This window comes from Achromobacter sp. Root565, assembly GCF_001427425.1.
Lineage (GTDB): Bacteria > Pseudomonadota > Gammaproteobacteria > Burkholderiales > Burkholderiaceae_B > Achromobacter > Achromobacter spanius_D.
In genome coordinates, this window is the sequence record NZ_LMGO01000001.1 from 142963 (window position 1) to 157766 (window position 14804).

The following is a 14804-nucleotide window of genomic DNA, read 5'->3' on the forward strand; positions in this document are numbered from 1 at the left end:
CCATGAAAGCCGATCTCAGCCGCCTCACATTCGACCCCGTCCGGCGCTACCGGGCCGTCCGCATGCAGCAGGGCCGCGTGCAGATGGATTCGGACTGGAACGAGCAGCAGGACATCCTGAACCGCCGCATCGAAACCGAGACGGCGGACATCGTCGGCCCCGTGGGCGTGCCGCTGGAGGCGCCGGGCTTTGCGCTGGCCCCCGCGGGCAAGGACCTGTCGCTATCGGCCGGCCGCCTGTATCTGGACGGGCTGCTGTGCGAAAACCCGCAGCCCGCCACCGTGGCCAAGCAGCCCGACATGCCGCCGACGGCTTCGCCGGTGCTGCCGGCTGGCGCGTCCGTCCTGCCGCTGCCGCCGCCCGCCCTCACGCCGGCCGACATCGACGGCGTCGTCGTCTTCGGATCGGGCGGACAAGCCGCGCCGCCGCCGGAGGGCATGTACCTGGCCTACCTGGAAGCGTGGCAGCGCCACCTGTGCACGCTGGATCTGCCTGCCGGCGACACCAGCATGCGCGAAGTCGCGCTGGGCGGCCCCGACACCGCCACCCGCGAAAAGACGGTGTGGCAGGTCAAGCTGATGCAGGTGGGCGCGCCGGACGCCGCCCTCACCTGCCTGTCGGCGTTGCCGGCGTGGGATGCGCTGACCGCCCCGCCCGATGCGCGCATGGCCGCGCGCGCCGAAGCCAGCGTGCCGCCCAAGACACCCTGCCAGTTGCCGCCCGACGCGGGCTACCGGCTGCTGGAAAACCATCTTTACCGCATCGAGATCCACCACGACGGCGCCGGCGCGGGCAAGGCACGCTACAAGTGGTCGCGCGAGAACGGCAGCATCCTGTCGCGCGTCGTGCGCTGGCTGGACGACCCCGTGGCCAACGAATTCGAGGTCGCCAGCATCGGCCGCGACGACGTGCTGGCCATCACCGCGGGCTGCTGGGTCGAGTTCCTGGACGACACGCACGAGCTGCTGGGACAGCCGGGCCCGCTGGCGCAGGTGGTGCGCACCGACGGCAACACGGTCACCATCGACCCGGCCAGCCTGATTGGTCATCCGCTGGACGCGGCGCGTTTTCCGTCCAATCCGCGTGTGCGTCGTTGGGACGGCGTCGCGGAAATCACGCCCGCGCCCATCAACAGCGCCAACGCCGGCTGGGTGGAGCTGGAGCAGGACGGCGTCGAGATCAAGTTTTCCCCTGGCCGCCTGCGCGTGGGCGACTACTGGCTGATTCCCGCACGCACCGCCACCGCGTCGATCGAATGGCCGCAGATGCCCGACGGCAAGCCCGCCTTCAATGCGCCCGCCGGCGTCCTGCGGGCGTTTGCGCGGCTGGCCCTGCTGCGCTGGCAGGGCGGCGCATGGACCGCCGTCAGCGACTGCCGCCCGCTCTTTCCCGCGTTGACGGAACTGACGCAGCTTTACTACGCGGGCGGCGACGGACAGAGCGTCAAGCCCAATCCCGCCATGACGCCCGACGTGGTGCCGCTGCCCGCCGAATTGCGCGCGGGCGTGGCCAACGGCAGCGTGCCGGTGACAGGCGCCGTGGTGCGCTTCACCGTGGACGCCGGCCGCCTGCCCAATGGCACAGCCACACAGGACGTGGCCACCGGCGCGGATGGCGTGGCATCCATTGCCTGGTCGCTCGCCTGCGATGCCGCCCGCCCCGTGCAACGCGCCACCGCGCAACTGCTGCGCGCGGGCCTGCCCGTGTCCGACCGCTACCTGCCGCTGCGTTATACGGCGACCCTGGCGCTCGCATCCGAGGTGGCCTACGACCCCCGAAACTGCGCGGACCTGCTCGCGGAGCAAGCCTATTCGGTGCAAGAAGCATTGGATGCGCTGTGCCGGCGCACGCACGGCGGCGGATGCTGCCTCACCGTTGGCCCGGCAGGCGATTTCCCGACGCTGGACACCGCGCTGCGCACGCTCATCGGACAGGACCGCATGGACATCTGCCTGTGCCTGACGCCGGGCGAACACAAGCTGGATGACGACCTCATCATCAAGGGGCCGCGCGTGCGCCTGATGCTGCATGGGTGCGGAGCCGCCAGCCGGCTGTTGCTGGAAGAACGCATGTTCAGCCTGGACGGCTTTGCCAGCGTTTCCATCGCCGACCTGGTGATCACGCGGCGCGGCCAACCCGGCGCGATCGCCTTCAACCAGTGCGCCGATCTGCGGCTGTCGCGCGTCGATTGCGCGGGACCGGCCGGCCCCGGCAACAGCCTGGTGCGTGTCGACGGCAGCCGGCGCGTGCACATCGAGACCTGCCGTCTTTATGCCGCGGGCCGCGGCAATGCCGAACGCTTTGACCAGCTCTTCACCCGCGCCCCGACGCTGGCCGCGCTGAAGCGCGCGCTTTCCCCCGATACGGTGCTGGACGATGACGACGATCGCGCCGCCTCGGCGCTGTCGCGCCAGCCCATGGACGTGCGCAAGGCCATGACCACCGAGATCGCCGCGCTGTTGCGCGCCGGCGCCGCCGGCAATGCGTTGACGATGACGCCACGTATCCAGTCGGCGCTGACGACGCTGGCCACGCAACTTGGCCGCGAAACGCCCGCAGCCAAACGCTTGCGCCCCGCCATCGCCGCGCTTGCCGCCGCGCTGCTGGCCGATCCGCTGTCCTGCGCGCTGGCGCTGCTGGACAACGACGCCGACACCACGGTGCGCGACAACCGGCTGCGCGGCGGCATCGCGCTCTTTGCGGAGTCAGGGGATTTTCCGGAGCTGACGACAGATCAGTTGAAGCTGCTGGGCGGCGGCATCCGCACGGGCAAGATGGTGCCGGAAGGCGACGGCACGTTCATGCTGCAAAGCAACCAGCTGTCCAGCCTGCGGCTCGGGGCCGAGGCGGCGCGCGCCATGCTGAACATCATTCAGACAGGCGGCGAATTTGCCGCGTGGCGCTGCCTGCGCGCGGCCGACAACGCGCTGGAGGCCTACAGTCATTTCCCCGCGTTCGACGCCGCCGTCACCGGCAACAACCTGCTGACCAACGGCGACGCCGGCGCCCTCATCGCCACGCAGGCCAAGGTGATCGGCAACTTCGCGCATAACGATTTCCGGTTGTTCGTGTCGGGCGCGAATCCGGAAGTCCTGGCCAATGGCGGGTTGAATGTGGTGACGGTGTGATCCCGCGATCATCACCACTGCATCGAAGCCCCGATCCCCGCCGTGGGTCCGCCCGAGGCCATGCCCACGCCGGCCTTCAGCTTGACGCGGTCGTTGACACGCGCCGACGCGCCCACCGCAACCGCTTGATAGCCGCGATACGTGGCCGCGCCCACACCCAGTGCGAACCGCTTGCCCGGGTCGACTTCCGGAATCATGGTCAGCGCCGTGGTGGCCGCAATGCCCGAATAGGCGTTGCGCGCGACTTCGTCGATGGCGCGGTTGGTCTGGTCGATGCGGTTATCCAGGCGGGCCAGCCCTTCGCGGTTGCGCTGCACGGTGGTGTCCAGCGAGCCGAGCGCATCGCCGACGTTGTAGTACGTCTGGCCATCGAGCTGATACGCCGGGCCGGTGACGGCGCCGGTGGCCGCGTCGATATGAGCGCCGCCGCCCAGGCCGGCCACCACGGGGTTGAGTTGACCCACATTCACGGCATCGGTGCTTTGCGTGCCCGCGGACACGTTGGTCACCTGGCGCTCGGCGCCTTGCGCACCCACCGAGACCGAGTTGGCGCGGTCAGCCACCGAGCCCCCACCCAGCGCCACGCTGTTGGCCGCAGCCGCCGATGCGCTTGCGCCGATGGCCACGCCGTTGGACGCGGTAACCGTGGCGTTGGCTCCAACCGCCGTGCCCATCGTGCCCGCGCCTGCAGCGGCGTTGTCGCTGCCATCGCCCGCCCCATCGACGCTGACGTAGGCATTGGCGGCGTTCAGTTGGCCGACCTGTTGCGAAAGGGCGTAGAGCTGGCTGCCATTGACGGCGTCCGTGCTGGTCGCGGAGATGACCCCGCTGGCGACGCCCGTGATGGTGCGCGTGCCGTCCGTGCCCGCCATGTCGATGACATTGCCGCCCGTGGAGGCGGCCACGGAGATGGCGCCGGTGACCGCATCCTGCCGGACCAGGCCGACGGTGCCGTTGTTGAGGTTGGTGGTCAGCGTGTTCAGGTTGGCCGTGTTCTGCGCGACTGTTGTGCCCAACGTCGTGATGGCCGCGCTGTTGGACTGCACTTGCTGGTTGGTGGCGTAAAGCTGCGATCCATTCACCGCCTCCTGACTGGTGGAAGACAGCACACCCGCGCCAACCTGCGTGATCCGGTTTCCGTTCATGTTGACGCCGTTCAGCATGAAGATGCCGTTCTCGCCCTTCAGTTCCAGCGTGCCATCGGCGTAGCCGGTGATCCGGACCGTCGCGGCGGTCAAGCCTTCCTCCGTATTGAGGCTACGGATGTTTTGCAGGGTGAAGGACGGGCTGCCGTCGGGGCAGGGCAGCAAAGAGTTCGGGCTGCCGACATTCAGCGCGTTCCCGAACGCCGTGTCGGGACTGCATAGCTGCAATTGGCCGCTTGCGTGGGTATTCGTTGCCAATCCCAGGCTGCCCGCGCAGGCTAGCGCAACCGTTGCGACAGAGGCAGCGCACCGCGCCCTGCAGGGAGTGCCCCGTCGGCGCATGGCGGAAGACAAGGCCTGATGCGGGCTTTGCGCGGGGATCGGGGTTGTATTCGGTACGTACGTAAAGATGTCATTCATGACGATTCCACCCAGCGCCGGAGCGCGCTCATTGCCGAAAACGCGGCTTTAAGAAAGCCCCTTAACCACTTGAGGTATAAGGTTTTTTTCAATCTACTTTTCGACCAGCGACGCAACCATCGAAGCTTTCTTATTGTTTGGGCGAGCGATGCGACAAATATCAACAAACGTCAAGATCGTCACTCGCGCCCCCGACAAGACCTTTCCACGCATCGCCGTTCGCACTGGGTGACCATGTCCGGATTGCCCGACATGCAAATGACAGGTTCGGCCCTCTACAATGGCCCTGTTGCATCGCAGCATTCCGCAATCCTCTCTTCGTAGTCTCCATGTCCCATTCCGTTTCCGCGCAGCACCGGCCCGCCCTGGTGCTGCTGGCGCTTGCCGTTGGCAGCTTCGCGATCGGCACCACCGAATTCGCGACGATGAGCCTGCTTCCCTATTTCGCCCAATCGCTGGGCATCGACGCCCCCACCGCCGGCCACGTCATCAGCGCGTACGCGCTGGGCGTCGTGGTGGGCGCGCCCATCCTGGCCGTGCTGGGCGCGCGCATGCCGCGCCGACGCCTGCTGATCGCGCTGATGGGCCTGTTTGCCATCGGAAACGGCCTCAGTGCCATCGCGCCGAACTACCACTGGATGCTGTTTTTCCGGTTTCTTAGCGGCCTGCCGCATGGCGCCTACTTCGGCATCGCGTCGCTCGTGGCCAGTTCCATGGTGCCGGCCAACCGGCGCACCGTGGCCGTGGGCCGCGTGTTTCTGGGCCTGACCGTAGCCACCATCGTCGGCGTGCCGCTGGCCAACTGGCTGGGCCAGGTCATCGGCTGGCGCTGGAGCTTCGGCCTGGTGTCGCTGCTGGCGGTGCTGACCATGCTGAGCGTGCGCGCGTACGCCCCGGACACCGCCGCCGATCCCAACGCCAGTCCGCTGCGTGAACTGAGCGCGCTGGGCCGCGGCCAGGTCTGGATCACGCTGGCGATTGGCGCCGTCGGATTCGGCGGCCTGTTCTCCATCTATACGTATCTCGCCGACACGCTGACCGCCGTCACCCAGGTGACGCCCGCCATGGTGCCGCTGGTGCTGAGCGCCTTCGGCGTCGGTCTGACGGTGGGCAACATGGTCGTGCCGGTGTTTGCCGATCGGGCCGTCATGCGCACCGCGGGCCTGCTGCTGCTGTGGTCTGCCGTGGTGCTGGCCCTTTTCCCGTTCATGGCGCACAACGTCTGGCTGATCACGCTGAACGTGTTCCTGGTGGGCGTCGGCGGCGCGCTGGGCACCGTCTTGCAGACGCGCCTGATGGACGTCTCGGGCGATGCGCAGGGGCTGGCCGCGGCGCTCAACCATTCGGCCTTCAACACGGCCAACGCGCTCGGGCCGTTCCTGGGCGGCCTTGCGATTGCCGCCGGATTTGGATGGACGTCGACCGGCTGGGTCGGCAGCCTGCTTGCCATCGCCAGCATGCCGCTGTGGCTGTGGGCGGTGATGCTGGAACGCCGCACGCGTACGGCGCGGGCGGACAACCTGACGGTCAGCACCGAATCGGCTCGCTGAACGAATGGGGGACACCATCAACGGTGTCCCTTTTTTATTGGCCCGTTCCCCTCGGCGTCGCGCTCTGCAGGTCGTCTCCAAGGGGTATCAGACCCCCGCGCGAGACACCTGCGCGTGCTTGGAAGGTGTCTGACACCCAACGAGAGCAACGTCATCCTGCAATGTCGTCTCAAGGGTGTCAGACACCTTCTTAACGCGTCCCCCATTTATCCTGTCACAAACCGTCGGCCCCGCGCCACACCGGGCAAGCGCCTATTGCAGCCCGCGTCCGCGCGGCAGCTATACTTTCCGCACTCTTTACCACCTCAAGACGCGCTGCACCTTCAACATGCAGCGCTTTTTTTATGCCCGCTTTTACTGCCTTGCTGCGCCCGCTGTGCCAGGCGCTTTGCTGCCTGGCCGCAGCCCTGATCTCCACCCAATCCTTGGCCGCGCCGCCGTCGCTGGCCGAGTGCCACGGCATCAAGGACCTGGCCTTCGTCGCCCATCTGGATGACGACCTGCTCTTCATGAATCCGGACGTCGCCTCGAACATCGAGGCGGGCGGCTGCGTGCGCCTGGTGTACCTGACCGCCAGCGACGCTGGGGAAGGCGAAGGCTACATGCTGGGCCGCGAGCGGGGCGTGCGCGCTGCCTACGCCTACATGGCGCACCAGCCCGACGCATGGAAGGAAGACACCGGCATCGTCGCGGGCCGTCAGATTGCACGCTTCACGCTCACCGGCAACCCACGCGTGCAGCTCTGGCACATGCGCCTGAAGGATCCGTGGCTGGGCAAGGGCTGGGGCAGCCTGACGCCGCTGAGCCGCACGGAATCCGAACCCAACCAGAACGTGGACACGCTGGGTCCGCACGCCGAGGTCTACACCCGCGAGCAGCTGGTGGACACGATGGCCGAACTGATCCGCCAATACGGCCCCACCACCGTGCGGCACCTGGACGACACGATCAGCGTGCCGTACACCCAGCTCTGCTGGCGCTGCGCGGGCCACGGGCACCCCGACCACATCGCCAGCGCAAGGCTGGCGCGCGAAGCGATGCTGCGCGCGCCCGGCAACTATGCCGAGACCGGGTACATCGACTACCCCAGCCAGGAACGCGCCACCAACCTGGCCGACGCGGAAATCGCCAGCAAGTCGGTGATCTTCCAGCACTACGCCTGGAACGACTACCACTATTGCGCCGGCCCCAAGGGCTGCCAGGAACCCGCCGGCCCTGCGGCCGCGTGGGTGCAGCGCGCCTATTACGTGTCCCGCCACGACATCGCCCCGCAGCTTTACCCCGACGGACGCGGCGGACTCGTCGTGTTTGCCGCAGGCGAGACCAACGCCGCCGTGAACAGCTGGGATTCCGGCGAAAAGCGCTGGCACAGCCTGGGCGGCCGCACGACCGGTCCCGTGGTGTCGTTTGCCCACGCCGACGGCACGGCCGGCTTGATGGCGCGCGACCCGCTGGGCGGCGTCTGGGCCAACAAGCAGCGCCATGACGGCAGCTGGCAGGGCTGGCAGGCGCTGGGCGGCCTGCGTGTCACGCAAATTCCGGCCGTCGCCCCCCGCGGCGAGGCCGCCGCCGTCGCGCTGGGCTATGACGGCGTGCTGCACTGGATCGCGCCGTCCGGCATCGACGGCAGTTGGAGCACTTGGCAGGCGCTGCCGCCGCTGGAGGGCGCCTCGGGTTCCCCCGCCGCCGCGCGCGGTTCAGATGGGCGCTACGTCGTGTTTGCGATCGCCGCCAAGGGCGAACTCTTCTATACCCGCCAGCTCCCGGCCGCCAAGGGTCAGCGCTCGGAATGGCAAGGCTGGCGCCGCGTCGCCGCCCCCGAGGCCGCCGGCGGACTGGCTGCCATCCGCAACCACGAAGAGCGCGTCGAGCTTTACTTCCGCCAGCGCGCCAACAACCACCTGACCAAGCTGGTCGAAGCCGGCGACACCACCGATCTGGACATGGACTGGAGCGCACCCGCGGACCTGGGCGTGCCCTACATCGGCCGCCCCGCCATTCACGCCGACAACACCGGCAACGTCGTGCTCGCCATCCTGGAACGCGCGGGCGGACAGCTCTGGCTGCTGGAACACGGCAAGCTCGGCAAGCTGGACGCCGAAGCCGCATCGCCGCCCGCCATCAGCCTGGTGGACGGCACGCTGTACGTCGTTGCGCGTGCAGCGGGCGCGCCGCAGCGCTATCAGGTGCTGTCGCGCCGCAGCGGCACGTGGGCCGCCAACCTGACGCTGGACGGCGTCCCGGCCAGCGGCGGCGGTCCGTTTACTGCCGTGGCCGCGCGGCCGACCGACCTGCCCAATCTGGGCGCAACCAGCGCGAACAAGGCCGTGGTGGTCCGGCCGTCCACGGCTGAACCGGATGCGCTGACAGTCGAACGCATGCCCGCCCAGACCTCGCGCGTGGCAACACCGACCCGCGTGCAATGAACGGCGGCGTGGCCCCACCCGCGGGACCACGCCTTCAAGCCTTGTGACGCCCCTTGCGCGCCAGGAAAGGCGCCATGCACCGACGCGGTTCATCCGTGGTGAAAGCCTCACCAAAGGCCTCCACGCTACGGTCCAAACCCGCCTGGATCGACGATTCGGTCCAGTCACGCAGCAGGGCCTTTTGCGCGCGCACGGCGCGCGGGCCGCTGGCGGCAATCGGCGCCACGGTCCGCTCGACCAGCGCGTCCAGCCCGCCCGGCTCACACATGAATTCCAGAAAGCCCCAATCCCGCGCCTGCGCCGCATCCACCGTTTCGCCGGTAAGCAGCAGCCAGTTGGTCCGGCCCTGGCCGATCAGCGCGGGCAACAGCAGCGCATGGATCACCGAGGGAATGCCAACGCGCACCTCGGGCATGCCGAAAACACCGTCCGCCGAGCCCAGCCGGATGTCGCAGGCGGCCGCCAGCTCCATGCCGGCGCCCAGGCAGAAACCGGGCAAACGCGCGATGGTCGGCACGGGAATATCCGCCACCGCCTCGCACAGGTCGCGCAGCCGCGTGATGAACGCACGCGCGCCCGGCGGATCCAGCTCGGCCATTTCATAAATGTTCGCCCCGCCCACGAATGCCTTTTCGCCGGTCCCGCGGATCACCACCGCGCGGGCGTCATCCTGCGCCGCGATCCAGCGCGCCGCCTCGGTCAGGCTCAGCGTGACAGCGGACGCCAGGATGTTCAGGCTCTTGGCATCGTGGATCTGCAGGGTATAGACGCCGCGGGCGTCGCGCGTCACGACGGCATGGGTGAATTCAGGAATGGGCGCAGTCATGAAGTCTCCGGTTCTTTTTTTGGCGGGTAGCCGCCGATGCTAACGGCCGGGTCCGGACACGACAACCCATGGCCCGCTCGAACCGATCGAATACGGCCTCGCCTTCCAATGGCCGCGGGACGCGTTCCTCTCGTACACTTGCCGCATGCTACGCATCGAAAACCTCAGCAAGCGCTACGGCGACTACATCGTGTTCCAGGGCCTCACGCATACCTTTGCGCCGGGCTGCGTGGCGCTGTGCGAAGAAGACAGCACTGGCAAATCCAGCCTGCTGAACATCATCGCGGGGACCCTCGCGCCGGACAGCGGCGACGTGCTCATCGGCGGCCATTCGCTGCGCGACGCGCCGCAAGCCGCACAGTCCCGCCTGGCCTACGTGCCGGACAACTGCATGGCGTTTCCCGAGCAGACCGGACGCGGCCTGCTGGAACAGGCGGCCCAGGCCAAAGGCGTGACGCTGGACGACTCGATCTGGGAACTGGCCCGCCAGCTGGGTCTTGAGCCGCATCTGGACAAGCGTTTCGAACAGATGTCCACGGGCACGCGGCGCAAGGTCTATCTGACCGCGGCCGCGCTGGGCAATCCGGCGGTCGTCGTGGCCGACGGCCCCAGCAATGGGCTGGACGCGCAGGCGCGCGGCGTGCTGGCGGACGTGTTCAAGCGCTGGGCGCAAGATCGCGTCGTACTGTTTGCCAGCCACGACCCTGAACTCGTGCAGGCCTGCGGCGCCGCCACCGTCAACGTCGCCGACCTGCGCTGAGCGCACCGCGGGGCACGTTGCTCAAAACCGGATCGTCAGCCCCGCGATCGGTCCCTGCAGCACCACGTCGTACTTGAAGCCATTACGCTCGTAGTCGACGCCCATCGCGCGGTAACCCACCGTGGCCGAAACCGACTTGTTGAAGTTGTAGCCCACGCCAAGCCCCAGGTCCCAGTCGGCTTGAGCGCCCCCTGCCCCGATCATGCCCCAGCCCGTCAGATAGGCTTTGGAATGAAAGTTGTAGGTGCCGCGAACGCCCACCATGGCGTCCACCCACGTCGCGCTGTCGCTGTACTTTGTGCCGCGTGTCAGCCGGCCATTGAACGTGATGCTGTTGTCCACCGACCAGACCCGCAGCCCGCCCACCACGTCCAGGCTGTGTTCCGACCGGTCCAGCACCGAATAGCCCGCGCCGATCATGCCCGTGAACGACTCGTTCTTGACGTCCGCGCTGTCGGCCAGGATGCCCCGTGGCGTATTGCCTTGCGCGCCGACCTTCACGTACAGCAGGTCACCAAAGATGCTGTACCGGCCCTTGCGCGCATCGCCCATCAGCATGGCCGCGAAATCCAGGTTGTCGAAGATCTTGTCAAAGCTCGCATCGACGTCCACGGGCGGTAGCCGCCGATGCGTGATCTTTCCCGACAGCGCGGGTGCCCACAGATAGGGCGACACCGAGAACTTCCATTCGTCGGAAGCCCCCGCGTCGATGGCGGCTGCCGCCTGCGGCTCGGCCGCGATCGCGGTCCCGGCATGCAGCACCGTGCATGCCAAACAAACAATGACGTGCATTTTCATCGCGCACCCTCCGGCCCGAAGGCCTATCGAGACATGAGAGTGCGCCCCGGAAAGGCCCGGGGCGCACCCTGCCGCCATGACTGCGTCAGCTCACGCGCCGCACCGGCGGCACCGTCCACGAGCCATTGATGATGGAAGGATCGCTTTCATTGGGCCAATACAGACGCATCATCAGAATGAACCGCCCCTTGGGCGCCGGCAGCCAGTTCGACTCCATCTCCGGACCCGGCGATTCGTTCTGGATCAGCAGATCAATCGACCCATCCGGCTTGCGCTTGAGCGGCTGGCGTTCGCTGATGGAATAGCGGTTGAGCGGGTTGTCGACAAAGAAGTAGTTCTGGTCATACATGGTCAGCGACCAGAACCCCGACACGGGCGGCGCCATCCCCTTGCGGAAGGTCAGCACGTACTTTTCCGAGCCGTTGTACTCGCGCTGGATCGTGCCGTTGGATGACCGCAGCGAGGTCGGATAAACGGCGTCCTGCGGCCGGTTCGCGCCCAGCCCGATCGCGGTGACCAAGGCCCGCTGCAGATAGTTCGTGCCATAGATCCCCGTCTTGGTCGTGAAGCCCCAGCCGTCGATGTGCTGGATGTCGCCGTCGTTGGAACGGAAGTGCGCCATGATCCGCGCGAACCCGGTCTCGGGAACCCGCTTGGCAAAATCGGCGGGCAGTTTCGACTTGTCGAAATCCTGGCCCGGCACGATGCCGATCGTCGCCAGTTTCTCGACCATGGGCGCATCGGCCACGGTCGGCGGATTGCGCTTGAGCAACTGCGCGAACAGCGAGAAATACTCGGTCGCATCCATGTTGTTGACTTGGTCGCGCACCGGCGTCTTCATGTCGATCGCCGAATCGACCTTACCCTGCGGCGCCTTCCAATCCTTGCCCCACCCGCTGAGCGGCGCGAGCTTCACCTGGTCCTGCAGCTTGTGCACCTCGGCGTAGTCTTCGGGCGTGCCCGTGCAATAGATGCGGCCCAGCAGCCAGACGATGCTCGTCGGCGACTTGTACTGCTTCATCCCTTGCGGCACGGTCCCTTCCCAGCCGGGCCCCGTCACGATGAAGGTCTGCGCGCCCGTGCCCGTCGTGCGCTTGCCGGGCACGTCGAACACGGTGGTCCAGCCGTCCAGCAGCGGAAACAGCGCGTAGCGGCCGTTCAGGTCCGGCAGGCTGACCACCCAGGGCTCGTCGCCCACATCAAAGAATGCCGTCGTGTACAGCGTGTCGGCATTCGGCGCCGTCACGTCGCGGAACTTGGCGTCCGGATACTGACGCAGCTTGATGAGCTGGCCCATCGGCGCGCGCGTGCCCTTGGGTTCCGCGACGTTGGTGATCACCCGGCGGGTCATCTCCATGGTCACCAGCGGGTAGGCGTAGATGTAGGCGTCGGTGGCCAGGACGAAACGGTCATCGGCTTCGGGCAGATTGGCCACCAGCCCTTCAGAGGCGGCGGCCGAGGCCCGGAACGCCGGTCCCAGCGATCCTGCAGCCAGCAGGGCCAATCCCCCTGCGTTCAGTTTGCGGCGAGTTAGCTTCATTGTTGTCGCTCCCAATGGATGTGTTTGGCGAAGTTCACTAAGGGGACTTCCAACATGCACGACGATGTTTTTTCTAGCTAATGCGCATTCGGTGTCGTTGTGGCGGGCACGCTCCGTGGATCAAGGCCAGAGGGAAGAACGGGATTCGGGCGGCAGTCCGCCGCCACCGCACGAGGCGGCGGCATCATTTGGCGCGAACGGGGATAGACGGCTTGTGCATGAGGCGCACAGGTATGCAAGAAGGGGGGGGACGTCCAAGAATGGGCTCCCTGAAAAAGACAAAGGAAACGCACCACTGAAGGCATTCGACTGCGGACCACCCATGCGGCCATTCAGCACGAGGGCAAAAGGCCTTGGTCAATCTATGCGCAGTCATTCGGCTGCTCAAGTAGCCGGAATGACTACGACCATCCGCCGTTGGTAGCAATCCGGCAAACCGCCCGCGGCACTTGACCAGCGGCGCGCAGCTTTCGGAAGCGCCCTACTTCCCTTTGCCCAGCGACAGCGGCACACCCCACACCGGGTCCTGCATGCCCTGCTTTCCCAGCGGCGTGATCTGCATCGGCTTGAGCTTGGCCAACAGCTCGCGCTGCGCGTCGGTCAGGTTCGTGCGCTGCGCGAAATATTTCTGCGCAAAGTCCATCGGCGCCGGCCACGTGTACACCGTGAAGTCCTCCAGCGGGCACTCAATCATCTTCGGATCGACCGCGCGGCAGGCGGACTGCTTGAACTTGTAGCTGGGCGTCCTCATGTGCATGCGCTGGCTCAGCACCAGGTCGCCGCCCTTGAGCGTGAAGCTGGCCAACGCCAGCTTGGGCACCACGCGCGACTGCACCTTGATGGCAGGAATGTCGCGCGATGTGGTGTCTTCGTAGTAGCCGGCACGCGATCCCGGCGTGGTCTCGGTGATCTGCTGCTCGCCCCAGGCCACGCAGGCGCCGGACGCGCGGTGCACGGCCGTGCAGACCTTCTCGGTCCTGGTCTGGCTACCCGTCGTGCCTTCGTGCCAGTTGGTCTCTTTGTAGAACTCGCGATACAGCTCTGGCGACAGATACGTGGTGCCGTTGGCGCCTCGGCCCGAGCCAACCGGTCCGGCTTTCGCGCCGATCTGATTCAGCGTGGCATTGAGCTTGTAGTCGTCCCCGCCCGTCAGCAGGTACTTGCCGGGCGGCAGGATGTGGACCTCGAAGGCCTTGAACAGGTAGGTCGTGTCCTTGTCGCGTTGCAGCGAGTTGTTCTGGAACTTGCGGCCGAACGTGATGCGCGGATCGGGTTCGAACATCCAGACGGTGTTGCCGGTCCATGTCGTCATCTTCATGGCGTCCTTCAGCGTGGCATGCGGCATCAGGTCCGCCACCAGCACCACCGACATGCCGTCCTTCAGCGCCTCGCCGATCAGATCGACCAACTGCCCATAACGCTTGTCGTCCGCAGTGCCCTCGCCGTTCGAATCCGGAATCGTGACGCAGCCCGACAGGGTCAGGGCAAGCGTCAGGGCAGAGAGGGCAAGTCGCGAGCGCGGCAGGGACATGGGATCGATCCTTAAGGGATTGGACTGGAGCAATGTGCGCGCATCCTACCGGCTCTGGTACGGTTCGCAATATTCGGTTTGTCCGCTGAAACACATGGTGATGCGTCCAACACTGTGGGAAGCGCATCTGCTCGTCGATCCGGGACCAAACAGGCGTAATTTATTGTTGCGATTGTTTCTGACACCCGGAATGAAACCCGGTTATGCCCCAGGCAATGCGCGCGGCAGATCCGTGCCGTAATCGTCGTGGGCATAGACCATCGCCGGCAAGGGCGACACGAGGCGGCCGCACTGCGCCCATAGCGCTTGGACCCAATCGGCTGCCACGTCGGCAATCGCGTCCTGCACGCAGAACGCCGGCTCGCTGGAGAACATCGGCACCGGCGGCTCCAATCCTTCTTCGCCGTGCACGACGTCAAAGAGATCGCGATAGCCCTCGATGGCCTTGTTGAGCACATACAGATCCGGCCCTTCCAGGCCGATCACCACCGAGAAGGTCCCCTCGCCGCCCTGGTCGGGAAAGATGCCGAACTGGATTTCGCGCGCCTTCTCGGGCAACCGCGCGAACATGCCGGCCAGTGTGCGCAAAGCAGCCGCCGTGTGCGCGTCCAGGATGCGGCGCAGCGCGTCTTGATAGTCGTGTTTCGTCATCGCGCCAGGATAGCGCATCGCGGCACGGC

The 14804-nt window shown here is 66.7% G+C and carries 10 protein-coding genes; 4 read left to right on the forward strand and 6 right to left on the reverse strand.

The features are described from left to right. Positions 1–2 precede the first annotated feature (2 nt). Positions 3–3128, forward strand: a complete 3126-nt coding sequence (locus ASD71_RS00670) for a DUF6519 domain-containing protein (RefSeq protein ID WP_056558530.1) — start codon at positions 3–5, stop codon at positions 3126–3128. A gap of 11 nt (positions 3129–3139) precedes the next feature. Here ASD71_RS00670 and ASD71_RS00675 read toward each other — a convergent pair whose 3' ends face one another. Further along, the gene (locus tag ASD71_RS00675; protein WP_162253539.1) at positions 3140–4531 is read right to left on the reverse strand and encodes a YadA C-terminal domain-containing protein; all 1392 of its coding nucleotides are present in this window, start codon (positions 4529–4531) and stop codon (positions 3140–3142) included. Between the two features lie 491 nt (positions 4532–5022). Between ASD71_RS00675 and ASD71_RS00680 the strand changes: the two genes are divergently transcribed. Then, the gene (locus ASD71_RS00680) at positions 5023–6243 is read left to right on the forward strand and encodes an MFS transporter (protein WP_056558534.1); all 1221 of its coding nucleotides are present in this window, start codon (positions 5023–5025) and stop codon (positions 6241–6243) included. A 344-nt stretch (positions 6244–6587) separates the two neighbouring features. Then, a complete protein-coding gene (locus tag ASD71_RS00685; RefSeq protein ID WP_056558537.1) occupies positions 6588–8669 on the forward strand; it encodes a PIG-L family deacetylase in 2082 nt (693 codons plus the stop codon). A gap of 34 nt (positions 8670–8703) precedes the next feature. On the opposite strand, the gene ASD71_RS00690 is transcribed toward ASD71_RS00685, so the two are convergent. After that, positions 8704–9495, reverse strand: a complete 792-nt coding sequence (locus tag ASD71_RS00690) for an enoyl-CoA hydratase (RefSeq protein ID WP_056558539.1) — start codon at positions 9493–9495, stop codon at positions 8704–8706. A 145-nt stretch (positions 9496–9640) separates the two neighbouring features. On the opposite strand from ASD71_RS00690, the gene ASD71_RS00695 reads away from it, so the two are divergent. Then, the gene (locus tag ASD71_RS00695) at positions 9641–10255 is read left to right on the forward strand and encodes an ATP-binding cassette domain-containing protein (RefSeq protein ID WP_056558541.1); all 615 of its coding nucleotides are present in this window, start codon (positions 9641–9643) and stop codon (positions 10253–10255) included. 21 nt (positions 10256–10276) lie between these two features. Here ASD71_RS00695 and ASD71_RS00700 read toward each other — a convergent pair whose 3' ends face one another. The 4 genes from ASD71_RS00700 to ASD71_RS00715 form a co-directional block, all read right to left on the reverse strand. After that, positions 10277–11053: a hypothetical protein gene (locus tag ASD71_RS00700; protein ID WP_056558544.1), complete on the reverse strand. Its 777-nt coding sequence runs from the start codon at positions 11051–11053 to the stop codon at positions 10277–10279. 85 nt (positions 11054–11138) lie between these two features. Then, complete coding sequence (locus ASD71_RS00705) at positions 11139–12593, reverse strand: DUF1254 domain-containing protein (RefSeq protein ID WP_056558547.1); 1455 nt, start codon at positions 12591–12593, stop codon at positions 11139–11141. Between the two features lie 481 nt (positions 12594–13074). Further along, positions 13075–14124 (reverse strand): hypothetical protein, encoded by a 1050-nt coding sequence (locus ASD71_RS00710; RefSeq protein ID WP_056558549.1) that lies wholly within the window; start codon positions 14122–14124, stop codon positions 13075–13077. Positions 14125–14325: 201 nt separating this feature from the next. Beyond that, on the reverse strand, positions 14326–14775 hold the full coding sequence (locus tag ASD71_RS00715; protein ID WP_056566214.1) for a DUF6389 family protein: 450 nt from the start codon (positions 14773–14775) through the stop codon (positions 14326–14328). Positions 14776–14804: the final 29 nt, after the last annotated feature.